We start from the raw sequence: 25,122 nt of genomic DNA, 5'->3' as shown, positions 1-25,122 counted from the left end.
TCAGCGGAACATCGAGCTGACCGAGCTCTCCTGGTGGATCCGCCAGATCGTTTCCCCCAGCATGTTGGCGATCGAGAGCACCCGCAGCTGGGGGAAGTACAGGTCGGGGGCCAGCGGGATGCTGTTGGTCACCACCACCTCCTCGAACAGGCCCGGCGTGGAGAGCCGCTCGACGGCGGGGGGGGAGAAGACGGCGTGGGTGGCGCAGGCCAGCACCCGGGCCGCCCCCCGGGCCCGCAGCAGCTGGGCGCCCTGGAAGATGGTGCCGCCGGTGTCGATCATGTCGTCGATCAGGATTGCCGTCTTGCCGACCACGTCACCGATCACGGTGAGGCTTTCGGCCACGTTGTGGCCGGAGCGCCGCTTGTCGATGATGGCCAGGGGCGCATCCTTCATCTGCTTGGCGAAGGCACGGGCCCGGGCCACACCGCCCACGTCGGGGGAGACCACCACCACTTCGCCCAGGTCCCGGGTGGAGAGGTAGTCGACCAGCACCGGTGAGCCGTAGATGTGGTCGCAGGGGATGTCGAAATAGCCCTGGATCTGGGAGGAATGCAGGTCCATGGCCAGCACCCGCTCGACGCCGGACTTGACCAGCAGGTTGGCCACCAGCTTGGCCGTGATCGATTCCCGTCCGGCCGTCTTGCGGTCGGCGCGGGCGTAGCCGTAGTAGGGGATGACCGCCGTGATCTGGCGCGCCGAGGCCCGCCGGCAGGCATCCACCATGATCAGCAGCTCCATCAGGTGGTCGTTCACCGGAGCGCAGGTGGGCTGGATCAGGAAGACGTCGCAGCCGCGGATCGACTCCTGGATCTGGATGTAGAGCTCGCCATCGGCGAAACGCTTGATCACCCTTGGGCCATCGGGCACGCCCAGATAGGCGCCGATCTCCCGGGCCAGATCGGGGTTGGCGTTGCCGCAGAACAACCGCAACCGGCGAGGGTCGTGGCTGGTGAGGGGCGGCTGCCCGCTCTGCTCCACCCGTTCAGCGGTCGAGAAAGTGGACAAGGGCGCAGGCGGCGTTGCTTCGCAGCACGATGGTAGAAGCGAGACGGCCCGGACAGTGCAAACAACCATGTCGGTTTCAGGGGCCGAAACGGAGCGCTGCGGCGGCCTGCTGCTGGTGGGGCTGGGGTTGCGGCGGGAGCTGGAGGGCCTGGCGGCGGTGGCGGCGCGGCTCGCCGACGCTGAAGGTGTCGCCCTGCGGCAGCTGGCCGGCGCCGGCGATCCCGATGCCGGCCTGACGGCCCTGACGGCGGGGGCGGCGAGCCCGTGGCTGGCCGCCCTACCCCTGGATCCGGGGCTGCCGCTGGAGCGGGGCGGCAGCTGGGCCGAGGCCCTCGGGGCCTGGCGCCAGCCCTGCCTGCTGGTGCTGCGGGGCGAACAGATGGCCACGGGGCTGCCGGCGGCCGGCGCCGCCCTGCTGGAGCACTGGCGGGTGCCCCTGGCCGGGCTGGTGCAGGTGGGCGGCGACTGGCAGCCGGCACTGCGCCGCCGCGACGGCCTGCCCTGGCTGGGCTGGCTGCCGGAAACGGGCGTGGAGAGCGGCGAGGCAGCCGAGGAAGCCGGGGCCGCGATGGCGGCGCTGCGGCAGGTGCTGCGGGGCCGCTGGCGGGTGCTGCAGGCGGCCTAGGGCCTCACTCGCCGCGTTCCTCACCGCCGTTCTCGCCCTCTTCGGCTTCACCGCCGGAACCGCCCGGCGCTGGGGAGCCCGCCCCGGGGGCGCCGGCGTCCATGGTGACGCCGAGCTCACGGCAGGTGCCGATCGGATCGACGCCCGGTGCCAGGCCGAGGGCCTTGCGAAGCGCATCGATCTGGCCCACCGACTGGAGGTCGATCGTGTTGGCCACCTGCTGGCAAGCGATGGTCTGCAGGGCCCGGCCATCGGGGCGGCCGCACCCGGCCAGGAAGCCGAGGGCCGCAAGGGCGGCGAGAGAGACAACCCGGGTCATGGGGATGCCGGAGACAACGCCCGCCAACGTAAGGGCGCCGGACTCACTCCCCGAGGGCCTCGGCCACGGCGCGCTGGAACACCGCCTCCTCGGGGGTCACGCCGGTCCACTGCTCGAAGATCTGCATGGCCAGCTGCACCAGCATCTCGACGCCATCCACCACCGGGCAGCCGTGCTGCCGCGCCGTGGCCAGGAAGGGGGTGATGCGGGGGTTGGTGATCACATCGACCACCACGCAGGCCGGATCCACCGTGTCCCAGCGGACGGGCACCGGCTCCAGCTCCGGCGCGCAGCCCAGGTGGGTGGCATTCATCAGCAGGGTGGTGCCCGCCGGCAGCGCCACCTCCCCCTCCCAGGCCTGCCACACCGCCGGCACCCCGGAGGCCCGGGTGACGGTGTCGGCCACCTCCTGGCCCTGCTCCTGCCGCCGGGTGATCAGGGTGAGGTGGGACGCGCCGGCCCAGGCCATCTCCACCGCCATCGCCCGACCGGCACCGCCGGCCCCGAGCATCACCACCCGCCGGCCCGCCAGGGGCGCCAGCTTCTCGATCGCCTTCACCACCCCCTTGCCGTCGTTGTTGTGGCCGATCAGGCGGCCCGCCTCGATCGTGATGTAGTTGGCGGCGCCGATGGCTCGTACGTCGTCATCGACGGCATCAAGCAGGGGCAGCACCGCCACCTTGTAGGGCACGGTGATGGCCATGCCGCTGTAGCCCAGGGGCACCAGGGCCCGCACCGCCAGGGCCAGGTCGGCCGTGTTGGCGATGTCGTTCTTCCAGAACTGCCAGCACAGCCCGTGGTGGGCATAGACCGCATCGAACATCCGATCGATCGGGTTCTCGGCCACCGGGTGGCCGAGCATGCCGGTCATCTGCTTCTGGGGAGGGATCAAGGCGAGCCGGCGGGAGGCCCCAGGCTGGCAGGGGTGGGGCGATGGGGCAGCCGGATGGTTCGTTGACGCGTTCACCTCCCGCAGCCTCTGCATCGACTTCACCTCGCTCTGCTGTTTCGCACGTAGGAGAGCTTCCAAATCGGCCAGGCCCCCTAGCTTCCGGGCCATGGATCGCCCAGGGCGCCACACCCCCTTGACCCCCAAGCCCCCCATCCCGGTGCCAAGATTGCGTCGCAGCCTGATGCTGATCGCCTTGGCCCGCACCGCCGAACAGGCGAGCCGCTATTGCCTCAGCTTCACCGCCGCCAGCTTGAGGCCAGAACTGGCCAGCGTGGTCGCCCAGGTCCACCTGGAGCAGGGAGACTGGCGCAAGACCAAGGCGGCTGTGCTGGAGCGCAATGCCCTCCAGGCCCGATCGGCCAGCACGGCCAAGCGGCTGGAGTCCGAACTGCGGCAGCGGTTGCAACAGCTCAACCCATCCCAACTCGAGCTGCTGGCGCAGGGCAGCAGCGATGAGCGCAACGCCATGGCCTGGCTGGCCGTGCTCAAGCGGATCGCGATCGCACTCGACCTGACGCGCGAAGTCCTGGCAAGGAAGCTCAGCAGCCTCGATCCGGTGCTGCGACGCTCCGACATGGCGGGCTTTTACGAGGCCTGCGAACGTGCACACCCCGAGGTGGCAGCTCTGTCTCCTTCCTCCCAGCAGAAGATCCGCTCCACCCTCCTGCACATGCTGCGTGATGCCGGCCTGTTGGCAGGGAAAGCGGGCAAGGGAGGAACGCTCGGCACGGTGCAGCGTCCCCTGCTCTCACCGAAGGCCCATGGGCTGGTGGAGCAGGAAGACCCGGCCCTACTGGGTGGCTTTCTGCTCAGTCCAGCGCCGACGGTCCAACCGGCAGCCAAGCGGGTACGCCGTGCGCAACGGATAACGGCATGAGCAGCAGCGTCACCGGCCTCGACAAGCGCCTGCAGGAGGTGCTCACCCGCCCCGAGTTCCTGGAGATGCGGGGTGTGGCCAAGGAGGTGCCGATCTTCATCCAGACCTACAGCCCCGCCGATGAAGACCAGCTGCGGGTGGTGGTGAAGGGAGCCGAGCAGTTTCTGCGTAAGCAGGGACTGCGGGTGAAGCACGTGGATCTGTTTGAGCTGGTGCTGCAGCTGCTGGAGGCCAAGGGCTACCTGGATGTGGTGCTGCAAGAAGAGGCGAGCTGGAGCAAGAGCGACCTGTTCGACACCCTCCAGAACGTGGCCGAACCCACCACGGCCCTGGTGCCAAAGCTGATGGAGGCGCTAGGGAACGACGCCCAGATCAGCCTGATCACCGGATCAGGCCGGATCTACCCGTTCCTGCGCACCCACACGATCCTGGAAGCGCTGCAGCCGGCGATGGTGCGCCACCCGGTGGTGATCTTCTTCCCCGGCGAGTACTCCCAGGACGCCGACGGCGGCTCGTACCTGCGCCTGTTCGGCACGACAACGGCCAGCAAGATCGAAAACCAGCACTACCGCGCCACCAACCTCGACTACTTCGATATCAAGATCTCATGACAGCCCAAACCATCCGCGAGCTCTTCGCCAAGCCGGTGGATCGACCGATCGAAGGGGTGATCAAGGCCGACGACGAGCGCCATCTCCAGGTCGAGCTCGACGAGTACGTGGTGACCCGGGAGGTGAGCAAGGGCCTGGGTGCCTTCACCGATGCCTACCTCCACAACCCCACCGCCAATGGCGTGTGGATCTCGGGGTTCTTTGGCTCGGGCAAGTCGCACCTGTTGAAAATGCTCTCGCTGATGCTGGATGGCGAGAAGCGGGTGGGCGAGCAGGACAGCCGGCCGGTGGAGATCCTGCTGCCGAAGGTGGAGGACGAAATCATCCGCGCCGATCTGAAGAAGGCGGCGGCGATCCCGGCCCGCAGCCTGCTGTTCAACATCGATCAGAAGTTCGATGGCATCGGCGGCACCCACGAAGCACCGATCCTCGAAGTGTTCATGAAGGTGCTCAATGAGCTGCAGGGCTACTACGGCAACCAGGGCTATGTGGCCCAGTTCGAGCACGACCTCAACAAGCGCAGCCAGTTCGAGGCGTTCAAGCAGACCTATCAGCGGGTGAACGGCCGCTCCTGGGAAAACGACCGTGATGCGCTGGCCACGGTGACCAAGCGCAGCTTCGCAAGGGCCTATGCCGAGCAGTTCGGTGGCAGCGAAGACGACGCGGTGAAGGTGATCAATGACGCCAAGGACAGCTACCGCCTCTCAATCGAGGGCTTCGCCGGCCGGGTGAAGGAGTACCTGGACAGCCAGCCGCCGGGTTTCCGGCTCAACTTCTTCGTGGATGAGGCCGGTCAGTTCATCGGCCAGGAACGCAGCCGCCTGCTCAACCTGCAGACCGTGGTGGAGAGCCTGGCTACTGCCACCGATGGGCGGGCCGCGGTGTTCATCACCTCCCAGGCCGACCTGGAGGGAATCCTGGGGCAGGTGAAGTTTGAGCAGGCCGATGATCTCAGCAAGATCCAGGGCCGCTTCAAGACCAAGCTCACCCTGGCCAGCGCCGATGTGCAGGAGGTAATCCAAAGGCGCCTGCTGGCCAAGACCCCGGATGAACCGGAGCAGCTGATCGCTATCTATGAGCAGGAGAAGGACAACTTCACCACCCTTTTCCGCTTTGGTGATGGCTCGATTCAGCTCAAGGGCTGGGGCGACTGCCAGAGCTTCTGCGGCCTCTACCCCTTTCACCCCTACCAGCTGAGCCTGTTTCAGCAGGCGATCCAGAGCCTGGCGACCCACAGCATCTTCGAGGGCCGCAACATGGCCGTGGGAGAGCGCTCGATGCTCTCGGTGTTTCAGGAGGTGGCCAAAGCCATCAAGGAGCTGCCGGTGGGCCGGCTGGCCAGCTTTGACCAGCTCTACGACGGCATCCGCGATGTGATCCGGGCCGACAAACAGCAGACAATGGTGACCGCCCAGAACCAGGTGGGCGAGCTGGAGCTGCGCATCCTCAAGGCCCTGTTCCTGCTCAAGTGGGTGCAGGGGTTCAAGAGCACGGCGCGGAACATCGCCATCCTGCTGATCCAGGAGCCCAACTTCGACATCCGCGCCCATGAGCAGGCGGTGAAGGAGGCCCTGATCAACCTGGAGAGCCAGAGCTACCTGCAGCGCAGCGGTGAGGTCTACGAGTTCCTCACCGACAAGGAAAAGGATGTGGAGCAGGAGATCAAGCGGGTGGAGGTGTCGGATTCAGTGGTGGTGAAGACCCTGCACGGCGTGGTGTTTGACGACGTGCTGCGCAGCAACAAGATCCGCTTTGAAGACAACGGCAACGACTACCCGTTTGCCCAGAAGATCGACGACGGCCTGATCAAGGGCAGAGACACCGATGTGGCTGTGAACCTGGTGACACCGGAGCACCCCAACTACGGCAGTGAGGGGATCCTCCACAGCCGCAACATGGGCGGCACCGAGCTGATGGCGATCCTGCCGGCCAAGGACCGGTTGCTTGATCAGATCCGCAACCACCTCAAGACCGACCTCTACATTCGCCAGAACAGCGGCGGTGAAGACGAGGCTCTGAACGCCATCCTGGCCGTGCGCTCCAGGCAGAACAGTGCCCGGCGTCAGGAGATCACCCGCCAAGCCGAGGAGCTTTTGCGCACCGCTGCGCTGGTGGTGAACGGGCAGACCCTCTCGGTGGGCGAAGGCGACCCCAAGACCCGTTTCAGCAAGGCCTACCAGGAGCTGATCCGCTCGGCCTTCCCCAAGCTGAAGATGATCCGCGGCAACTTCAGCGAAGCCACCGTGGCCCAGGTGGTGCGGGAGCAGGACGACCTGCTGGAGGGTTCAGCGATCCAGCTCTCAGAGGCGGAGCAGGAGGTGCTGGTGGATGTGGAGCGCCAGCAGAAGCTGGGCGAGCGCCTGAGCGCGGAAGATCTGGTGCGCAAGTTCGAGGCGCGCCCCTATGGCTGGAGCAACTGGGCCACGCTCTCCTTCATCGCCCGGCTGTACCGGCTCGGGAAGCTGGAGCTGCGTGAGAAGGAGCTGCTCAGCAGCGTGGAGGTGATCGAAGCGCTCACCAACAGCCGCCGGCTGGGTGGCGTGAGCGTGCGCAAGCAAGAGCAGTTTGATACGAGCACGGTGAATGCGCTGAAACGCTTCCACCAGGAGCTGTTCAACGTGCAGAGCCTCGGCACCGATGCCCGCAGCACGTGCGAGGCCTTCCGGATGGCGATGGCCGAAGAAGCCCAGGACTTGCGGGAGATCGCAGCCCAAGCCGCCAGCTATCCCTTCCTTGCAGCTGTGAAGCCTTGGGCCGAGAAGGCAGAAGCAATGGCCAAAAAGGACGACGGCTACCTGCTTAACCAGCTGGAGAGCTTCAAGGACAGCTGGCTGGATGCGGAGGAAGACCTGCTCACCCCCCTGAAGCAGTTCCTCAATGGCAACCAGAAAACGGTCTACGACGAGGTGCGGGCCTTTGAACTGCGCTACGGCGATGAATTCGCCGACCTGCCGGCCGATCTGGTGGCTCCGCTGCGAATGCTGCTGGAGAGCGAAAAGCCCTATCCCGGCGGCCTGATCCCCCAGGCAAAAAGCGCCATAGTCGAACTGCAGAAGCAGCTGGGCGAGCGACTGGCGGCGGCCAAGGCCAAGGCGCTGGAGGAGATCAGCGAGCAGGAAGCCCGGCTCAAGGCAACTGCCGACTTCCAGAGGCTGGAGGCGAGCAAACAGGAGCAGGTGCTGGCAGCCACCGCAGCGGCCAAAACCGATGTGGAGGCCGCAAGCCAGCCAGGACGGGCCTTGCTGCGGGTGAGCCGCTACCGCGCTGAGGAGGTGCCTAAACAGCTGCAGCGCCTGGCGGCACTGGCAGATCCGGTAGACACACCAACGGCAGCGCCCATCAAGGTGGTGGCGGCCTCAGCCCTGAAGGTGAACTGCCCGCTGAGCCAGATCACCAACAGCCAGGAGCTGCAGCAGTGGCTCGATGCTCTCCGGGCATCAGCTCAGGCAGAGCTTGAGCTGGGCCATCGGATCAGCCTGTGATAGCCCCAGAAGCCAGGCCAGCACAGCATTGGTCGTTTAACATAAAAAGTCTTAGGTAAAGTGCGCGATGGCGGAGTGGGGCTTCTATGGCCGGCGTCAGGAGCGAGCGCAGCTGGCCCAGGTGCTCAGCCGCGGGCGCTGGTTCTTCCTGCAGATCTCCGGGCGCCGCCGCATCGGCAAGACCCGGCTGGTGCAGGAGCTGCTGCAGCCAGAGCGTCGCGAGCGGGTGCTCTACATCCAGATCCCGGACTCCGATCCGGCCGGCGTGGTGAGCACCGCCCGCGACTTCATGGAGAACTTCGGGGTGAGCCCCCCCCTGCCCCATGACCTGCGCTCGCTGGCGGTGCGCATCGGTCAACTCTGCGCCGAGGGCTGGATCGTGGCCCTCGATGAGTTCCAGTACTTCAGCCGTAAGGCCCTCTATCCCTTCACGTCCGAGCTTCAATCCGAGGTGGACCGACTGGCGGCCACACCCGAGGCCAAGGGTGGCCTGATCGTGCTGGGCTCCCTGCACACCGAGATGCAGGCGCTCCTGGAGGACCGCAGTGCCCCTCTCTACCAGCGCCTCACCGACACCATCAGCCTGGGCCACCTCGACATCGCCTCCCTGCTGGAGCTTCTGCAGGCCCATGCGGACGCCAGCCCGGAGCGGCTGCTGTTTCTTTGGAACCTGTTCGAGGGAGTGCCGAAGTTCTACCGCGACTGCTTCGAGCAAGGGGTGATCAACGCGGATCGGCAAACGTTGCTGGAGCGGATGTTCTTCAGCAGCAGCTCCCCGCTGCGCACCGAGGCCGACAACTGGTTTCTGCGCGAACTGCGGGGCCGCTACGACCTGGTGCTCAAGTACGTGGCCCGCCATCCCGGCTGCACCCACGCCGACCTCCTGGCCCATGTGAACTCGGTGGATCCCGATCTGGGTAGCCAGGTGTGGGTCTACCTGAAGACGCTGGAAGAGAAATACGAGATGGTGGAAAAGCGCCTGCCGGTTTTCGCCAAGCTCAACGCCCGCAAAGGGCGTTACACGATCCGCGATAACTTCCTGCGCAGCTGGCTTGATGCGCTGGCGGTCCCCACCGCCGCTATCCATTTCCGCCCCCTACAAGGCCTTGTCGAGCAGGCCGACCAGCGGCTGATGACGGCGGAGGGCTACGGACTGGAGCGGCTGGTGGGTCAGCTGTATGAAGAACGCAGCCGCCTGGGTGTGGGTGATTTCCCACTCACCTCACGGATTGAAGGCTGGTGGGACCGCAGCGACACCGAGATCGACCTGGTGGCCCTCGATGAACCCTCGCAGCGGCTGCGGCTGGGCAGCTGCAAGCGATCAGAGCAGGCACTGTTGAAGGATCTGGCTAACTTCGATGGCCATGTGGCCCGCTTCCTCAAGGCCTTCCCACGGTTTGAGAACTGGCAGGTGGAGCAGGTGGCGATCGCGCCCTCGCTCACGCCCGAAACCCGCCGTGCGATCCAGGCAGCGGGATACCTGCCGCAGTCACTGGCGGACCTGACGGAGGGGTTGCAGACATGACGCTCAGCCTAAACTTGATGCTTGATGCGGAGTCATCAGATGCGCACCACCCTGCAGCTCGACGACGATGTGCTCGCTGCCGCCCGGGTGCTGGCCCGACAGCGGCACACCAGCCTGGGTGCCGTGATCAGCGCCTTGGCACGTCAGGCCCTGGTGGCCCCGGCGCCTGGCTCCAGCCTTGGCAACCCCGAATCCGACCATTGCAACGGCTTGCCCCTGCTGCCCTGGCAGACCCAGGGCGCGCCGGTCGATCTGGAGTTGGTCAACAGCCTGCGGGACGAATTGGCTTGAGTGTTGCCCTGCTCGATGTGAACGTGCTGATCGCCCTGCTGGATCGGCGCCATGTCCATCACGAGCCGGCCCATGGCTGGTTCGCTGCCGCTGAGGCCAACGGCTGGGCCACCTGCCCGCTCACCCAGAACGCCGTGCTGCGGATCCTGGGCCAGCCGCGCTACCCCAACAGTCCTGGGCCGCCGGCGGTGGTGGCGCCCGTCGTGGCCGAACTGATCCGCCATCCCCAGCACCAATTCTGGCCCGATGCGATCAGCCTGCTCCATCCCATCGGCATCGATGCTTCCCGGCTGCTGGAGTCAGGACAACTCACCGACACCTACCTGCTGGCCCTGGCGGTGCACCACGGCGGGCGGCTGGTGAGCTTCGATCGCCGCCTGAGCTGCGAGGCGGTGGCTGGCGGCCGCGAGGCCCTGTGGTTAATCGATGGATGAATCAAGCGGGGGATGGAGCAATCAGCTCGAGGCCAGGGAAAGCCTGGCGATAGCGGCGCCTGTCGCGGGTGAGCAGGGGGACCCGCTCCACCAGGGCATGGGCGCCGATCAGGAAATCCGCCAGCACGGTCTGGCGCGAACCGCCCCGGGCCCGGTATTCGGCGTGGGCGCGGGCGGCCAGGAAGGCGGCTTCGCGGGGGATGGGACGGTACGCATAAAGATGGGCCGGCAGCAGGTCATCCACGGCCTCGATCGCCTCGCAGGCAAAGGCGATCTCGGCATAGACAATCGGATTGATCAGCACGGGACCGCTGTCGAGCCAGCGGCTGAGTTGCTCCTCGCTCCACGCCTGCCAGAGGGGATCAGCTGTGATCACATCGAGGATCACATTGGAATCCATGAACACCATCAGGATTGCTCTTCGCCGCGGCTGAGGGCGAGCAGTTCATCGGTGCTGAGACGCGTGCGCAAGCGGGCCCGACGCAGCCGTTGCAGGCCTTCGCTGCCGGGCGATCCTTCCGCAGGCGCCTTTTCGATCAGCACCCGGCCGCCCTCCACCAGGAAGCGCACCTGGGTGTGGGGCAACAGGCCACACTGCTCGCGGATCTCCTGGGGAATGGTGACCTGCCCCTTGCTGGTGATCCGCATCGACCGATACTCGGCAATTCCAGTAAGAATCTTACTCGCGTTGGCTGCCGACTCGTGCCAGCTGGTGAAGACGGGCTTCAAGCCCCCCAGCACCGCTAGCATTGATAGCGACCTGGAGGACATGCATGGCTGACCTGCTGGTGCGAGGCGTGGAGGAGTCCCTGGTGCGAGCCTTGAAAAAGCAGGCCGGAGAGCATGGCCGCAGTTCAGAAGCGGAACACCGGGCCATTCTCAAGGCGGCGTTGTTGAGCCCACCCCGCCGCAAACTGGCCGACCTGCTGGCCGCCATGCCGGATGTAGGGCGCGACGCAGATTTCGAGCGTCAGAGCGAGGCCGCGGCCGACACCGATGTATTTAATTGATACCAACGTCATCAGCGAAGCGCGCAAGGGTTCACGGGCTGATCCGGGGGTGCGGGCCTTCTTCGGCGCGGTCAGCGACCAAGACCAGCCGTTGTATCTGGCGTCGATCACCATCGGTGAACTGCGCCGTGGCGTGGATCTGATCCGCCGCAGAGGCGATGCGGCTCAGGCCGATGCATTGGAGCAGTGGCTGGCTGTGCTCCTGGAGACCTACGGCGATCGGGTCCTGGTGCTGGACGCGGAGGCCGCTCAGCTCTGGGGGCGGCTGCGGGTGCCGCATTCCGGACATGCGCTCGACAAGCAGATCGCGGCGATCGCACTGCTGCATGACCTCACGGTGGTGACGCGCAACACGGCCGATTTTCTGCCCACGGGCGTGGCCTTGCTGAATCCCTTTCGAGGGCCAACCGAGCCTGCCCCATGACCCAGACACCTCCCCTTGCCAACGAATCGGCAACCGGCTTTGTGCCCTACGACGTGGCCGAGCATCTCAGAACCCCTGAAGAGATGACGGCCTATCTGGAGGCCTGGCTGGAGGAGGCACCGGATGATGTGGGCGGACTGGCACGGGCCCTGGGGGACATCGCCCGAGCCAAGGGAATGACGCAGGTGGCGAAGGAGACCGGTCTCAGCCGGGAGAGCTTGTATCGGGCGCTCAGCGCCGATGGCAATCCAAGTTTCGCCACCGTGCTCAAGGTGACCAAGGCTCTTGGCCTGAGGCTTCATGCCTGCGCCGCTGCTGTTGAGGGGTAATCCAACACGGCCAACGTCACAAGGTTTCCCCTCATTCCACAGTCCCCCCCCCATGCCCGTTAACACCGCCGCCCTCAAAACCTTCGCCCCGGCGATGCGGCGGCAGCTGATCGAGGCGCTGGGCCGCAAGCTAGACCTGCTGCTGCACCAGGCCAGCGCCGACACGCTGACCACCGCCGCCGGCCCGATCGCAGAGCTGCGGCAGCAGGAGGCTACCAATCGCCAGGAGCTGCTGGAGCGGGTGGCCTACAGCTGGTTCAACCGTCTGGCGGCGCTGCGCTATCTCGATGCCCGGCTTTGGCATCCCTTCGGCGCCAGGGTGTTGATGCCGCAGACGGAAACAGAAACCCAGCCCGAGTTACTGAAATTGCTGCGCAGCGGCAGCCTGCCCGCTGAACTGCAGCCCCACACCGATGAGGCGCGCCTGCAGGGCCTGCTCGATGGCCGGATCCCCACGGCCACGGCCGGCGCCGATCCCCAGGGGGAGGTGTATCGCGAGCTGATCCTGGCGGTGTGCCGCTCCTATCACCAGCTGCTGCCGAATCTGTTTGAAGGGCTGGATGATGCCAGCGAGTTGTTGTTACCGGACGATCTGCTCAGTGATGGCTCGATTGCCGGCGGTTTCCGCAGCCAGATCAGCGATAGCGATTGCGAGGATGTGGAGATTCTGGGCTGGCTGTATCAGTTCTATATCGCCGAAAAGAAAGATGAAGTGATGGCCCGCAAGAAGGCGGTGCCCACCGAAGACATCCCGGCCGTCACCCAGCTGTTCACGCCCCACTGGATCGTGCGCTATCTCGTGGAGAACTCGCTGGGGCGGCTATGGCTGCTGAACCGGCCGGAGTCGAAGCTGCGAGACCAGATGCCGTACTACATCGAAGGCGAAACAGAAACCGACTTCCTACGGATCAACAAACCGGAAGACATCAAACTGCTGGATCCCGCCTGTGGCAGCGGGCACATGCTTACCTATGCCTTTGACCTGCTCAGCCACATCTACACAGAAGAAGGCTATGCGTCGGCTGAAATCCCCAGATTGATCCTGCAGCACAATCTGTATGGGCTGGACATTTGCCCCCGCGCTGCCCAGTTGGCTGGCCTGGCTTTGGTTCTCAAGGCCCGGGAACAATCGCGTCGGTTCTTCCAGCCAGCACAGCTGGTGCAGTCCAAGATTCTTGTGCTGCAGGATGTACGATTTGGGAAAAATGAATTAAATGATTATATTCAGTCCCTAGATTTAGGCGAGCTCTTTGATCCGTCGCTTCTCAAGCTTCTACGACAGTTCGAGGAGGCGAAGACCTTCGGCTCGCTCATCCAGCCGTGCCTCGACGAACGATCAATCGCCGAACTCCGACGTTCAATTGGGCAGAAAGATCTTGGTAGCCAGCTCTTTCTGCGCGTGACGCACCTCAAGGTCCTGCGCGTTATCGAACAATCTGAGGCTCTAACCCAGCGGTATCACGTCGTCGTGGCGAATCCGCCGTATATGGGCGGGAAAGGGATGAACCCTCTCATTAAGCAGTTTCTTCAAGACAACTTTAGTGACTATAAAGCAGATCTTTTCTCGGCCTTTATCGCCCGATCCCTGTCGCTGGCACTTTCAAATGGCTATCTCGGTTTCATGTCACCGTTTGTATGGATGTTCATTTCGTCATACGAAGAACTGCGCAAGCGGCTGATTTCCCAGGCAACGATTTCAACGCTCGTGCAATTAGAATATTCGGGATTCGACGGGGCTGTTGTTCCTATTTGCACCTTCACGCTCCAAAATAAACGTCATGCTCTTTATAGAGGTGGCTATATTCGCCTCTCTGATTTTCGTGGTAGCGAAAACCAAGGCCCGCGAACATTAGAAGCCATCAAGAATCCAGACTGCGGCTGGTTCTTCCACACCGATGCCGCCAACTTTTACAAGATTCCTGGCAGTCCAATCGCATACTGGCTGAACGATGCGTTGCTGACTGTGTTTTCAACCTGCCCACCGGTTGAAGATGTCGCAAAAGTACGGGGCGGGATGACAACTGGAGAGAATGACCGATTCCTTCGGCTCTGGCATGAAGTGTCCAATACCAGTTTTGGCACTGGCTTTGATAACCAGAAATTGGCAGCAGCATCAGGCTGCAAATGGTTTCCATATAACAAGGGCGGCCCTTTTCGGCGTTGGTATGGCAATCAAGACTATGTGGTGAACTGGGCAAACGACGGCCAAGAAATTCTGTCAACTGGGCGGGCTTCACCACGCAGCCGAGATTTCTATTTCAGAGAGGCTTTGACTTACACAGCGACTAGTTCTTCGTATTTCGCTATTCGCTATTCGCCCGTTGGATTCCTCTTTGACGCGAAAGGCTCGTTCGTGGCCCCCGTGAAAGCCAATTGGCAAACACTATTGGGGCTCCTTAATTCAAAGCTCGTCACCTCCCTGTTAAAGGCTCTCAACCCAACTATTGAATTTCAAGCAGGCGACATCTCACGCATTCCGTTCAAGCCGCTGGGGAAACTTGAGGAGATGCACTCGGGATTGGTTCAAGAATTAGTTCAGCTTGGTCGCGTTGACTGGAACAACTACGAGACCTCTTGGGACTTCCGCGACCAGCCGTTGCTGCGACCGGGGCTGAAGGACACGACGCTGGAGGCAAGCTGGCGGAATTGGGAAGCGCAGACCACCACCGCCATCCGCCGGATGCAGGAGCTGGAGACGGAGAACAACAGGCTCTTCATCTCCGCTTATGGCCTAGACGGCGAGTTGCAGCCCGAAGTTCCTGAGGATCAAATCACCCTCGCCCGCGCCGACCCAAAGACGGACATAGCCGCGTTACTCTCCTACGCCACCGGCTGCATGATGGGCCGCTACAGCCTCGCTCACCCCGGCCTGATCCTCGCCAATGCCGGCGACACGTTAGAAAACTATGACGCCAACGTCGGCAAATGCACTGGCGATCTCAGCTTCCAACCCGACCGCGACGGCATCATCCCCGTGCTCGATGGCGAGTGGTTTGAAGACGACATCGTCGCCCGCAGCCGCGAGTTCCTGCGCGTTTGCTTCCCCGCCAGCTCCCTCAACACCGATCTGGCCTTCATCGAAACCTCCCTCGGCAAAGACCTCCGCAAATATTTCTGCACAGACTTCTACAAAGATCACCTGCAAACCTACAAAAAACGCCCGATCTACTGGCTGGTGCAGAGCCCCGCTGGCCCTGCCAAGGGTGGCTTCGCCTGCCTGATCTACCTGCACCGCTACACCAAAGACACCCTCAACCTCGTTCTCAACAACTACTTCCGGCCCTACCTGCAGAAACTGGAAGCCCGCCAAGCCCAGCTCGGCCTCGATCAACTCAACGACGCCATCCCCAGCCGCGACCGCACCGCCGCCCGCAAGGAAGCCGAAAAAATCACCAAGGTGCTCAAGGACTGCCAGGCCTGGGAGCAGGATTCCCTGCTGCCCCTGGCCCAGCAACGCATCGAGCTGGATCTCGATGACGGCGTCAAGGTGAACTACCTCAAGCTCCAGGACGTGCTGGCGCCGATTCCGGGGCTGGCGGCGAAGGAGGACTAATGGTGATGCAGAGATCCATTAACGAGTTGCTCACCACTCCCGAGGGCAAGACCTTCGAGTGCAAGCGCGATCTCTCATCACCCAAGAACCTGCTGCTGGTGGAGGTGTTCCCCAGCAGTCAGAGGCCCCATCACCTGATCAAGCAAGGCCCTGACCAGGGTGTGTTCGTGCGCCTGGGGTCCACCAATCGCCAGGCTGATTCCGCCTTGATCGAGGAGCTGCGCCGCAGTGTGAGTGGCGCAGCCTTTGATGAGCAGCCCATCGCGGAGCTCTCTGTCGATGATCTGGATCGCGATGCGATGACGGCGGCCTTTGAGGGCATCCGATCGATCAGCGACCAGGAGCTGCACAGCCTGCGTGTGCTTACCACCGCTCAGGGCCGTGATGTTCCCACCGTTGGCGGGATGCTGCTCTTCGGCCGCGATCGCCAGCGCTGGTTTCCCGATGCCTGGCTCCAGTGCGCCCGTTTTGTGGGCACCACCAAGGCCGGGATCTTTGATCAGCTCGACATCCAGGCCCCCCTGCCACAGGCATTGGAGCAAGCTCTGGCCTTCCTCAAGAAGCATGCTGTGCGTTCGGCCGATTTCCAGGAGCTGCGGCGCGTGGATCGCTGGAGCATTCCCCTGGCCAGCCTGCGGGAAGCCCTCACCAATGCGCTGGTGCATGCCGATTACTCCCAGCGCGGCGCACCGATTCGCGTTGCCTACTTCGACGACCGAATCGAAATTGAAAACCCAGGTGTGCTGATCCCCGGCCTGAGCCTCGACGACCTTCCGCGCGGGATCAGCCGCCTGCGGAATCGCGTGATCAGTCGCGTGTTCCGCGAACTCGGCCTGATCGAGCAGTGGGGCAGTGGTATCCCTGTGATCCTGGAGGAAGCCGCCAGCCAACACCTGCCGCCACCCCTGTTTGAAGAGGTAGGCCTGCGTTTTCGAGTGACTCTGCCCCTAGACCAAGCCAGCTCCCCAGCCCAGGGGCAGAGTCGGCCAAGGGGGGCAGAGTCAAGGGCAGAGTCAAGGGCAGAGTCGCTGGCGGAGGGCGGACTAGGCCACTTCGTGCTCCAAGTCCTGGCCGACGGGCCCTTGAGCAAGTCTGAAATTGCCCATGCCCTTGGGCGAGATTCCGTCTCCGGGGCACTCAACCGCACGATCCGCCAGCTTCTGGATCGAGACGAGATCGGCTACACCTTGCCGGATACCCCCAACAGCCGGCTGCAGAAATACCGGCGACTCGGACATTCGCGGCGATGATCACTGCCATGCCGGATCCAAACGCGCTCACCGCCAGCCCGCCCAGTCCCGTGGCCTCCTTTGCCGCCACGCCTAGTCCAGCCGCCTGGCCCTACCTCGGCGCTCGCTGGTGGTCGTTCGACTTCCACGCTCACACGCCAGCCTCCTCCGATACCCCCCACTGGCACCAGGCCAACGGCACTGATCAAGAGGTGACACTTGAGCGCTGGTTGAGCCAGTTCATGGCTGCCGGTATGGACTGCGTCGCGATCACCGATCACAACAGTGGCGATTGGATCGATCCTCTGCAGGCTGCCTACCGACAGATGGAACAGGAAGCCGGAGCCATCCCCATCCCTGCCCATGCCGACCATTCCCCCCCCCTCAGGCAAAGCCCTGTTTGCCATTCGAGAGGGCAGCCAAGCCAGCATTGTTGATGCCACCACCTTGAAGCAGTTGTTCGAGGTAGCTCGCCTGCTCGCCTGCTCGCCGTGGAGTGGGAGAACCTCGATCGCCCTTTTCCGGCAGCGACAGGCGCTGGCTCGGCGTTGGGCCCGGCTTGGGCGGGAGGTGTGAGATGCGACTGAGCCGAAATGAACTGATCGCCAAGTTGAGACTGGGAGAAGACAACCTCCTGGGATGCAAAGAGGTTCGCTTTTGCGGAGCGTCTGTGCGTGGCCCTTCCCCAAACGACCTGGCTGATGAGCTCGCTGCCTTCGCCAATAGCAGAACCGGCGGCACTCTGCTGCTCGGCATCAATGACAAGACTCGCGATGTCCTGGGAATCCCTGTTGATCGCCTTGATCTCGTCGAGGCCCTGGTGCGCCAGGCCGTTGAGGACAGCATCAAGCCGCCATTGGCCCCAGTGATTGAGCGGCTCACGCTGCCCGATTCCCTTGGCGTGGATCACGCCACCCTCAGAGTGGACATCGCATCCAGTCTGTTTGTACATCAGAGCCCTGCTGGCTATTTGCACCGGGTCGGTTCCTCAAAGCGCCCTATTCCGCCTGACTACCTGGCGCAGCTTTTTCAGCAGCGCAGTCAGAGCCGAGTGATCCGATTTGATGAGCTGCCGCTTGTGTCTGCTCAATGCGAGGATCTGGATACCGTGTTGCTCGAACGTTTTCACCCTCAGTTATCGCCTGATGCAAATTGGCAGTCGAAGACAGGCCTGGTGGTCGAAGCGGAAGACGGATCTCTCCACCCTTCAGTGGCGGGAGTGTTGCTTGCCAGCCTCAATCCCCAGCCATTCCTGAGGGGCGCTTACATCCAGGCTGTTGCCTATGCGGGTACCCAGGTATCGCCCCTGGGAGAGGACGTCATGTACCAGCGTGACGCTGCCGATCTCACAGGCCCATTGGATCAACAGATCACAGCCGCCTGCAAGTTTGTAGCTCGCAACAGCCGCAGCGGTGCCGCGAAGACGCTGGAGGGAGGCCGGATTGATCGCCCACAGTTTGATGCTCTGGCTGTGTTCGAAGCCATCACCAATGCCGTTGCCCATCGCGATTATTCCATCCCCGGCAGCAAGGTGAGACTCCGTCTCTTTGATGATCACCTCGAGATCTTTTCGCCAGGCATGCTGCCAAACACGATGACTCCTGAAAGCTTGCCGCTCCGTCAGGCTTGCCGCAATGAGCTGGTCGCCAGCCTGCTTGCGCGTTGTCCTGTAGAGGCTGCTGCAGGCGTCAGCCATCGCCGCTACATCATGGATCGTCGCGGCGAAGGTGTGCCCTTGATTCTTTCTCGAACACTGGAGTTGTCAGGACAGCTTCCGCACTACCGCCTCATTGACAACAACGAGCTGCTGCTCACGATTCCTAGTGCTCTGTGATGCTGACCTTACTAATCAGACCAAGCTCAATTTCAAAATGCCAGCCTCGATATTCCGGTCATCAGGTACTGAATCGCCTCACGCCCCCGCCGAGGCAAGGCCTCAACAGCTCCGGCCTCAATCAGTTGCTGCAAGGTTTGCGACACCGAGGGTTGCTTCACCTGCCACAGCTCCACTAGCTCCGCCTGGGTCTGGGCCGTAGCCGCATCCACCTGCGCCCAGGCCAGCAGGCGCTCCCAGGCGGTGTCGCCCAGCTGCTCCTGCAGTTCCACCTGGTTGCGTTGCCGAAGCGAGAGCAGCAGATCCTCCAGCCCTACCGGCGCCACGTCGGCTCCTGCGCTGGTGAGCCCCAGCAGAGCTGTGATCCCATCCTCCAGGGCCTTCAACATGCCGCGCAAATCGCCGCGGAATAGCTCGTACAGCCGCTGCACCACGGCACGCTCCACAGGAGATCGGCAGGGTCTGGCCGGATCCAGCTGCAAAGACCCATAGCGATTGGCCAACAACTGCTCCACATCCGCCAGCCCCAGTGGCTCCAGCACCAACGGATTGCTGAACACCGAGCGGGTGCCCACCACGATCAGATGCAAGCCCTCTTGCAGCAGGGCCTGATCGCGGATGCCCCGCAACAGATCCGCCGCCCGCGTCGCATCCGCCTCACTGAGGTTTTCGAGGTTGTTGAGGTGCAGCACGACGCCGCGGGCCCCCTGACCGATCGCATAGCCCATCAGATCGCGCAATACCCGCGGACCATCCAGCAGCAGCGCCTCTGGCGGTGTGGCCACGCTTTCGCTCTGACTTCCCCCAACCCCAAGCCCAAAGGCCGACACCGTGAGCCCGCCCCCACGCAGGCGGATGCCCCGCACCAGTTGCTGCGCGGCCTCCACTTCGGGTCCCGCCGCCGTCGGGCAGTTCGCCAGAACGGAGTCGTACACACCAGAAAGCAACTGCCCGAGCAGCTGTTCACTGGCGCCCTCGGCGCTGATCGGGATGATCTCGTCGGAACTCCAGTAGCCCTCCGCCTGGGCATCGGCCTTCACCGTCTGCACCAGGGTGGTTTTGCCGATTCCTGGACGCCCCGCCACCGCCTGGCGGGAGCTGGCGCTGCTGCCGATCGTGGTGAGCAGCAGCTGCCGCTCCCGCTGCCTCCCCACGAACAGGCGCAGCGGCGTGGCCTGCGAATCCGCCCGCAGGGTGGCCTGGAAGAAGGGCGAGGAGCGCAGGTTGTAGAGGCCCCAGAGGCTCGGCAGCGCCATGGCGCGAAGTATTGGCAAGGGGCCTCAGCCAGCCAATACTGGTCATGTATTGGCCATTTTGGCAATACAATTCTTTTCGCCAGCAGGAAAATCAATAAATGCCAATCACTAGGAATCCTATTAGTTTGCGTTTATTCAGATTCCGAGTGAGACATGGCCGCAGGCGAGCAGGTCACTGGCGGTGTGGATGAACGGCGAACGCGTCGGCACCTGGACCCTGCCGTTGCGGGGGCCACAGACCTTCACCTACGCCGAATCCTGGCTTCACTCAGGTCAGTTCCGGCCGTTATCGCTGTCACTGCCGGCTGGCCTCCTGCACCATTTGCACGAGGGTGGTTCTGCCAATCCCCGGCCGGTCCGGTGCGAAGTCTTGGCCGATCTGGCGAAACCTGGCCTGCGCCATGCAGGCATTGCTAGCATTGATTTCAATGCAATCGCGCCAGGCGTGCCGATGACATCGATCACCATCCGCAACCTCGACGACAAGCTCAAATCCCGCCTACGCCTGCAGGCCGCAGGCCATGGCCGCTCCATGGAAGAGGAGGTGCGCCAGATCCTTGCCGCAGCCTTGGCGCCTCCAGCGGCCCCTGCCTACAGCGAACCGGGACTGGGCAGCCGCATTCGCGCTCACTTCGCCCAGCTCGGCGGCATGGAGCTCGAACCGCCACGCCGCACCTCCACGCCTGAACCTGCAGCCCTGAGCTGAACCATGGCTCTGCTTCTGCTCGACACCAACGTGCTCTCCGAGCTGATGCGATCGGATCCTCAGCCTGCCGTGCTCGCTTGGGCCGACCAGCTCGACCCAGCAGCGGTGGGCATCACGGCCATGGATGAAGCCGAGATCTTGCATGGCCTGGCCCGCTTGCCGGTTGGTCGACGCCGCCAGGCCCTGGAGGCGCGCTGGGAGCAACTGGTGGCAGATCTATTTGCAGGCCGTGTCTTCTCCTTTGACCGCCCAGCGGCCCACTGGTATGCCGCCTTGCTCCAGCGGCGAGAACGCCTTGGCCAACCGATTTCAACGGCTGATGCCCTCATTGCGGCCATCGCCCTGGCCCTTGGAGCCACCCTTGCCACCCGCAATACCGTCGATTTTGAAGGGATTGGCCTGGCACTGATCAATCCCTGGCCGGCGCCCTGAGCAACCAGAACAGCCCTCCAGTCACTCGGATTGCCAATGAATGCCACTTAGTAGTAATCCTGTTATCCTGCGTTTGTTGAGATTCCAAGTAGGTCATGGCCGCAGGCGAGCAGGTGATCCGCGCCCCTGCCCAGCTGGGGGTCCTCCTCAAGGGTGTCCGGCGGCAGAAAGGCCTGAGCCAGCAAGAGCTAGCCCTCAAGGCCGGAGGCACCAGCCAGGCCAGGCTCTCCCAGCTCGAATTGCAACCGGGGCGCCTCACCGTGGAGCGTCTGCTGTTGATCCTGGCCGCCCTCGACCTCGAACTGGTGCTGCGGCCCCGAGAGATCAGCATCGAGCCGGCCGAGTGGTGATGGGCAGGCCAACGCGGGCGCGCTCCCTGGCGGTGTGGATGAACGGTGAACGGATCGGCACCTGGACCTTGCCGGCGCGGGGGCCACAGACCTTCACTTACGACGAAACCTGGCTGCATTCCAGCCAGTTCCGCCCGGTGTCGTTGTCATTGCCGGCGGGCATCGGGACCTCAACACTCAGCGGTGATGCCGTGGAGAGCTGGTTTGACAACCTCCTCCCGGACAGCGACGCCATCCGAGGCAGGGCCCAGACCCGGTTTCAGACCGCCAGCACCAATGCCTTCGATCTGCTGGCTGCGGTCGGCCGCGACTGTGCCGGAGCCGTGCAGCTGCTGCCGCCAGACCAGAAGCCCAGCGGCATCGATCGCATCGAGGCCCGGCCCCTGAGCAACCAGGAGATCGGCCGGCGCCTGCGCGCCGTCACGGCGGCGCCGGCTCCAGGATCCCTGGGCCCTGAATCCGATGCGCTGCGCCTCTCGGTGGCCGGTGCCCAGGAGAAGACCGCCTTCCTCTGGCACAACAACCAATGGTGTCTGCCGCTGGGCAGTACCCCCACCACCCACCTGTTCAAGCTGCCGATGGGGGTGATCGGTGAGGGCCAGATTGATTTCAGCACCTCGGTGGAGAACGAGTGGCTTTGCAGCAAGGTGCTCAAGGCCTATGGGTTGCCTGTGGCCTCCACGGAGATAGCCAGTTTTGACGGCGAGCGCTGCCTGATTGTTCAACGCTTCGATCGTCGCCTGCATGCCAGTGGCGCCTATTGGCTGCGCCTGCCCACAGAAGACTTTTGCCAGGCCACCTCCAAAGCAGCCGCCAACAAATACGAGAACAACGGCGGTCCAGGCATGGTGCCCATTGCCGAGCTGCTGGCTCAATCCTCCGAGCGCAGCGATCTGGCCACCTTTTTCAAGGCGCAGGTGTTGTTCTGGATGCTGCGCGCCATTGATGGCCACGCCAAAAACTTCAGCCTCTTTCTGAGCCCGGGCGGCCGCTTTCAGCTCACACCGCTCTACGACGTGCTCTCGGCCTGGCCGGTGATCGGCCGCGGCAGCGGCCAATGGCCCCAGCAAAAGCTCAAGATGGCGATGGCCTGGTTTGGTGAACAAGGCCATTCCACCAAGCCTCTGGAGATCACAGGTCGTCGCATGCTGCTCACCGCAAAACGGCTTGGGATTGCTGATGCTCAAGCCATCCTCGAAGCTCTGATCGCTAAGACTCCGGCTGTGATTGGTTCCGTGCGGGCCCAGTTGCCTGCTGGGTTTCCACACGCCGTCGCCGAACCCGTGCTGACAGGCCTGCAAGCCTCCGCCAGCCAGCTCGAATGCCAACTGTGATGCCTGCTTCCCCCGCCACGACTCGCATCCACGAAAGCCTCGACGCCGCGCTCTCCCGCAGGCGCGTGGTGCTCTGGTACGACGCCAACGGTGAATGGGCCTCGGAGTTCGATGGCTACCAACCCGCTGCGGCCGAGAAGCTGCGGGTAGAGGGCAACGAGTTCTCGGTGAAAGTGGCGATCAGCCGCGCCCCCCTCGCCCAACACTTCCTCCTCTACCTCCCCTCCGCCAAACCACCAGAGCCCCAGAACTGGCTCCTGGATCTGCTGCTGGCCGGCCATGAGTTCACCGCCGACCGCGCCTCACTCGACATCCAGGACGCCGGACTAACGCTGGAGTTCAAGGAGCTCGCCCAGCAGCACAAGGCCTTCTTCCGCTCACCGGTTCGCACCAGCAAGCTCAAGGAACTGCTGCGTCCCAACGACGACGAGGTGGCCGTGCGGCTCAAGATGCTGGCCGTGCTGGCCAAGCAGCCGCCCGACATCGACAAGCTGCTGCTGCACGCCTTCAGCCAGCTGGATCCCGCCAATCCAGACGCCGATGACCCCGTGGAGGCCCTCTACGGCAGCCATCAGCTGAGCCGCCACTTCTGGCAGGCCGTCGGCGAGAAGTTCGGCTACCGCTGCCCTGAGCCCAACCTGCGCGACTTCGCCGTTGCCCTGTTCAACAGTGTCAGCGGCATCGGCCCCTCAGGCGAGCTGCTGCCCCACGCCCGCGTCTTCCAGAGCATCTGGAAGGACAGCCTCAGTGCCCGGCCGTCCTTCGAAACATGGAGTGACCACCTTGCCGGCGTGCTGCGGGTGGAGGAGCAGCTCAACGATGCGCCCGACAGTTACGACCCGGACGACGACGACAGTTACGAGCTGATCGAGCGTTTTGTGCTCAGCCGCCTCCTGCAGCGCTTCGTGAGCAACGCCTCAGACGCCGACCTGCTGGAGGCGATCCGCAACCGCAGCAGTTCGTGTTGGTTCGAGAAGCACCAGCACGGCTATCGCGCCCTCGAGCAGGCCATCACCTTCCGCAGCCTGCTGGCGAAAGCCGATCTGCAGGTGCCCAGCTTCGAGGAGGGCCTGCAGCGCTACTGCAACGGCTGGTGGCGGCTGGATCAGGCCTACCGCCGCTGCATCCACCACGCCCGTGCCTATCAACAGCCCGGGCTGCTCAAGCCGCTGCGCGATTGGTTGGAGGCCCAGTACGTCAACAATGTGTTGCTGCCGCTCACCAATCGTTGGAGCGATCAGGTGGCCGGGCTCAGCAGCTGGGGGAGCGAGGTGCTGCCGCGGCAGAAGGAGTTCCACATGCGTTATGTGCATGCTCCCCTCGGCTCCCAGGGGCTCAAGCGCCTGTTTGTGGTGATCTCCGACGCCCTGCGCTACGAAGCGGCCCGCGACTTCGCCGATCGCCTCACCAGCCAGGCCGGCAAGGGCTGGAACGCCGAGGTGGACGCCCTTCTGGGGGCACTGCCCACCTTCACCCAGCTGGGGATGGCGGCCCTGCTGCCCGGGGCGCAACTGGGCCTCAACCCCGCCGATGCCACGGCCCTGGTGGATGGCCAGAGCGCCACCGGCACCGAGAACAGAAGCAAGATCCTCAAGTCCTACGCCAATGGCCGCGCCAGGGCGATCCTGGCGGAGGACTTCCTCAACCTCACCTCCTCCAAGGAAGGGGCCGAGCTCACCCGCGACCACGACCTGATCGTCATCTATCACAACCGCATCGACCGCATCGGCGACAAGCGCGAGAGCGAAGCCGACACCTGCCTGGCGGTGGAGCAGACCTTCGAGGATCTTGAGCTGATCCTGCGCAAGATCGCCAGCCTCAAGGGCAGCCAGGCGGTGATCACGGCCGATCACGGCTTCCTGTTCCAGCAGGAGCCCGTCGCCGCCAACGACCGCTCCCAGTTCCCCGCCGCCAAGGAGCTCACCTTCAAGAACCGACGCTTTGCCCTCGGCACCGGCATCCAGGCCAGTGCCGGCCAGAAGGTGTTCAGCGCCGCCGCACTGGGCCTGGGCGGAAGCTGGGAGGCCGTCTTCCCCCTCGGGCTCGATCGCTACCCCCGCTCGGGGTCGGGCTCACGCTTCGTGCATGGCGGCACCTCCCTCCAAGAGGTGGTGGTGCCGGTGATCCGGCTCAGGCGCGAGCGCAAGGTCGAGACCCGCGTGGTGGAGGCCGAGCTGCTGCGGGTGCCCGCCAAGGTCACCACCGGCAGGCTGTCCTTCGGCCTGTTCCAGCTGGAGCCGGTGGAGCCTCGCAAGCGGCTGCCGTTGAAGCTGCGCATCGGCCTCTACGCCAAGGCGGATGGCGCCCTGCTCTGCGCCCATCGCACCGTGCTGCTCGATTCAGCGGCCAGCGAGGCCCGCGAACGGGAGCAGCAGGTGATTCTGGAGCTCTCCAACGCCGCTGCCGACTACAACAACCAGGTGCTGGAGCTTCGCCTGGAGCAGCAGCTTGAGGGTGTCGCCACGCCCGTTCCCTACAAGACTGTCGAGATGAAGCTGCAGCGGCCCTTCGGCAGTGACTTCGACGATTTCTGATCCTCTC

At 63.9% G+C, this 25,122-nt stretch carries 24 protein-coding genes and 1 pseudogene; 19 read left to right on the top strand and 6 right to left on the bottom strand.

Annotated features, from left to right (window positions below):
• Entirely contained in the window at positions 1 to 1,008 is a 1,008-nt protein-coding gene (locus KBZ12_RS00505) for a ribose-phosphate pyrophosphokinase (protein WP_254955680.1), read from the bottom strand.
• Between the two features lie 67 nt (positions 1,009 to 1,075).
• On the opposite strand from KBZ12_RS00505, the gene KBZ12_RS00500 reads away from it, so the two are divergent.
• Entirely contained in the window at positions 1,076 to 1,633 is a 558-nt protein-coding gene (locus tag KBZ12_RS00500; RefSeq protein WP_254955679.1) for a hypothetical protein, read from the top strand.
• A gap of 4 nt (positions 1,634 to 1,637) precedes the next feature.
• On the opposite strand, the gene KBZ12_RS00495 is transcribed toward KBZ12_RS00500, so the two are convergent.
• Together KBZ12_RS00495 and KBZ12_RS00490 are read right to left on the bottom strand one after the other, a co-directional pair.
• Positions 1,638 to 1,952 (bottom strand): hypothetical protein, encoded by a 315-nt coding sequence (locus KBZ12_RS00495; protein WP_254955677.1) that lies wholly within the window; start codon positions 1,950 to 1,952, stop codon positions 1,638 to 1,640.
• A 43-nt stretch (positions 1,953 to 1,995) separates the two neighbouring features.
• Positions 1,996 to 2,844: a shikimate dehydrogenase gene (locus KBZ12_RS00490; protein WP_254955675.1), complete on the bottom strand. Its 849-nt coding sequence runs from the start codon at positions 2,842 to 2,844 to the stop codon at positions 1,996 to 1,998.
• Between the two features lie 193 nt (positions 2,845 to 3,037).
• On the opposite strand from KBZ12_RS00490, the gene KBZ12_RS00485 reads away from it, so the two are divergent.
• From KBZ12_RS00485 to KBZ12_RS00460, 6 genes are all read left to right on the top strand, one after another.
• Positions 3,038 to 3,781: a DUF1819 family protein gene (locus KBZ12_RS00485; protein ID WP_254955673.1), complete on the top strand. Its 744-nt coding sequence runs from the start codon at positions 3,038 to 3,040 to the stop codon at positions 3,779 to 3,781.
• Positions 3,778 to 4,392: a DUF1788 domain-containing protein gene (locus KBZ12_RS00480; protein ID WP_254955671.1), complete on the top strand. Its 615-nt coding sequence runs from the start codon at positions 3,778 to 3,780 to the stop codon at positions 4,390 to 4,392. The genes KBZ12_RS00485 and KBZ12_RS00480 overlap by 4 nt, the downstream gene beginning before the upstream one ends.
• Positions 4,389 to 7,874, top strand: a complete 3,486-nt coding sequence (gene brxC, locus KBZ12_RS00475; RefSeq protein ID WP_254955669.1) for a BREX system P-loop protein BrxC — start codon at positions 4,389 to 4,391, stop codon at positions 7,872 to 7,874. Before KBZ12_RS00480 ends, brxC begins: the two co-directional genes overlap by 4 nt.
• Positions 7,875 to 7,941: 67 nt before the next feature.
• Positions 7,942 to 9,399, top strand: a complete 1,458-nt coding sequence (locus tag KBZ12_RS00470) for a hypothetical protein (RefSeq protein WP_254955667.1) — start codon at positions 7,942 to 7,944, stop codon at positions 9,397 to 9,399.
• 39 nt (positions 9,400 to 9,438) lie between these two features.
• On the top strand, positions 9,439 to 9,690 hold the full coding sequence (locus KBZ12_RS00465) for a CopG family transcriptional regulator (protein WP_254955665.1): 252 nt from the start codon (positions 9,439 to 9,441) through the stop codon (positions 9,688 to 9,690).
• The gene (locus tag KBZ12_RS00460; RefSeq protein WP_261359692.1) at positions 9,687 to 10,124 is read left to right on the top strand and encodes a TA system VapC family ribonuclease toxin; all 438 of its coding nucleotides are present in this window, start codon (positions 9,687 to 9,689) and stop codon (positions 10,122 to 10,124) included. Before KBZ12_RS00465 ends, KBZ12_RS00460 begins: the two co-directional genes overlap by 4 nt.
• A gap of 1 nt (position 10,125) precedes the next feature.
• Here KBZ12_RS00460 and KBZ12_RS00455 read toward each other — a convergent pair whose 3' ends face one another.
• Together KBZ12_RS00455 and KBZ12_RS00450 are read right to left on the bottom strand one after the other, a co-directional pair.
• Entirely contained in the window at positions 10,126 to 10,533 is a 408-nt protein-coding gene (locus tag KBZ12_RS00455; RefSeq protein WP_254955663.1) for a type II toxin-antitoxin system VapC family toxin, read from the bottom strand.
• Entirely contained in the window at positions 10,533 to 10,772 is a 240-nt protein-coding gene (locus KBZ12_RS00450) for an AbrB/MazE/SpoVT family DNA-binding domain-containing protein (protein ID WP_254955662.1), read from the bottom strand. Before KBZ12_RS00450 ends, KBZ12_RS00455 begins: the two co-directional genes overlap by 1 nt.
• A 125-nt stretch (positions 10,773 to 10,897) precedes the next feature.
• On the opposite strand from KBZ12_RS00450, the gene KBZ12_RS00445 reads away from it, so the two are divergent.
• The 6 genes from KBZ12_RS00445 (at position 10,898) to KBZ12_RS00420 (ending at position 18,503) form a co-directional block, all read left to right on the top strand.
• Entirely contained in the window at positions 10,898 to 11,134 is a 237-nt protein-coding gene (locus KBZ12_RS00445) for a FitA-like ribbon-helix-helix domain-containing protein (RefSeq protein WP_254955660.1), read from the top strand.
• Between the two features lie 49 nt (positions 11,135 to 11,183).
• On the top strand, positions 11,184 to 11,558 hold the full coding sequence (locus tag KBZ12_RS00440) for a type II toxin-antitoxin system VapC family toxin (RefSeq protein WP_254955658.1): 375 nt from the start codon (positions 11,184 to 11,186) through the stop codon (positions 11,556 to 11,558).
• Positions 11,555 to 11,887, top strand: coding sequence for an addiction module antidote protein (locus KBZ12_RS00435; protein WP_254955656.1), 333 nt, complete (start codon positions 11,555 to 11,557; stop codon positions 11,885 to 11,887). The genes KBZ12_RS00440 and KBZ12_RS00435 overlap by 4 nt, the downstream gene beginning before the upstream one ends.
• Before the next feature lie 52 nt (positions 11,888 to 11,939).
• A complete protein-coding gene (pglX, locus tag KBZ12_RS00430) occupies positions 11,940 to 15,440 on the top strand; it encodes a BREX-1 system adenine-specific DNA-methyltransferase PglX (protein WP_254955654.1) in 3,501 nt (1,166 codons plus the stop codon).
• A 5-nt stretch (positions 15,441 to 15,445) separates the two neighbouring features.
• Positions 15,446 to 16,690, top strand: coding sequence for an ATP-binding protein (locus KBZ12_RS00425; RefSeq protein ID WP_254955652.1), 1,245 nt, complete (start codon positions 15,446 to 15,448; stop codon positions 16,688 to 16,690).
• A gap of 556 nt (positions 16,691 to 17,246) precedes the next feature.
• Complete coding sequence (locus tag KBZ12_RS00420) at positions 17,247 to 18,503, top strand: ATP-binding protein (protein WP_254955649.1); 1,257 nt, start codon at positions 17,247 to 17,249, stop codon at positions 18,501 to 18,503.
• Positions 18,504 to 18,535: 32 nt separating this feature from the next.
• Here KBZ12_RS00420 and KBZ12_RS00415 read toward each other — a convergent pair whose 3' ends face one another.
• Positions 18,536 to 19,759: an AAA family ATPase gene (locus tag KBZ12_RS00415; RefSeq protein ID WP_254955647.1), complete on the bottom strand. Its 1,224-nt coding sequence runs from the start codon at positions 19,757 to 19,759 to the stop codon at positions 18,536 to 18,538.
• Between the two features lie 187 nt (positions 19,760 to 19,946).
• Here KBZ12_RS00415 and KBZ12_RS18600 point away from each other — a divergent pair.
• The 6 genes and pseudogenes from KBZ12_RS18600 to pglZ form a co-directional block, all read left to right on the top strand.
• Positions 19,947 to 20,054: pseudogene (locus tag KBZ12_RS18600) on the top strand (hypothetical protein); the annotation flags it as partial.
• Positions 20,055 to 20,210: 156 nt separating this feature from the next.
• Positions 20,211 to 20,465, top strand: a complete 255-nt coding sequence (locus KBZ12_RS00410) for a FitA-like ribbon-helix-helix domain-containing protein (RefSeq protein ID WP_254955646.1) — start codon at positions 20,211 to 20,213, stop codon at positions 20,463 to 20,465.
• Between the two features lie 3 nt (positions 20,466 to 20,468).
• Positions 20,469 to 20,897, top strand: coding sequence for a type II toxin-antitoxin system VapC family toxin (locus KBZ12_RS00405; protein WP_254955643.1), 429 nt, complete (start codon positions 20,469 to 20,471; stop codon positions 20,895 to 20,897).
• Between the two features lie 95 nt (positions 20,898 to 20,992).
• Positions 20,993 to 21,247, top strand: a complete 255-nt coding sequence (locus KBZ12_RS00400) for a helix-turn-helix domain-containing protein (RefSeq protein ID WP_254955641.1) — start codon at positions 20,993 to 20,995, stop codon at positions 21,245 to 21,247.
• A complete protein-coding gene (locus KBZ12_RS00395; protein ID WP_254955640.1) occupies positions 21,247 to 22,581 on the top strand; it encodes a type II toxin-antitoxin system HipA family toxin in 1,335 nt (444 codons plus the stop codon). Before KBZ12_RS00400 ends, KBZ12_RS00395 begins: the two co-directional genes overlap by 1 nt.
• On the top strand, positions 22,581 to 25,115 hold the full coding sequence (gene pglZ / locus KBZ12_RS00390; protein WP_254955638.1) for a BREX-1 system phosphatase PglZ type A: 2,535 nt from the start codon (positions 22,581 to 22,583) through the stop codon (positions 25,113 to 25,115). Before KBZ12_RS00395 ends, pglZ begins: the two co-directional genes overlap by 1 nt.
• Positions 25,116 to 25,122: the final 7 nt, after the last annotated feature.

The sequence above is a fragment of the Cyanobium sp. Cruz CV13-4-11 genome (genome assembly GCF_024346055.1).
Lineage (GTDB): Bacteria > Cyanobacteriota > Cyanobacteriia > PCC-6307 > Cyanobiaceae > Cyanobium.
This window is presented reverse-complemented; position numbering and strand designations above follow the sequence as displayed.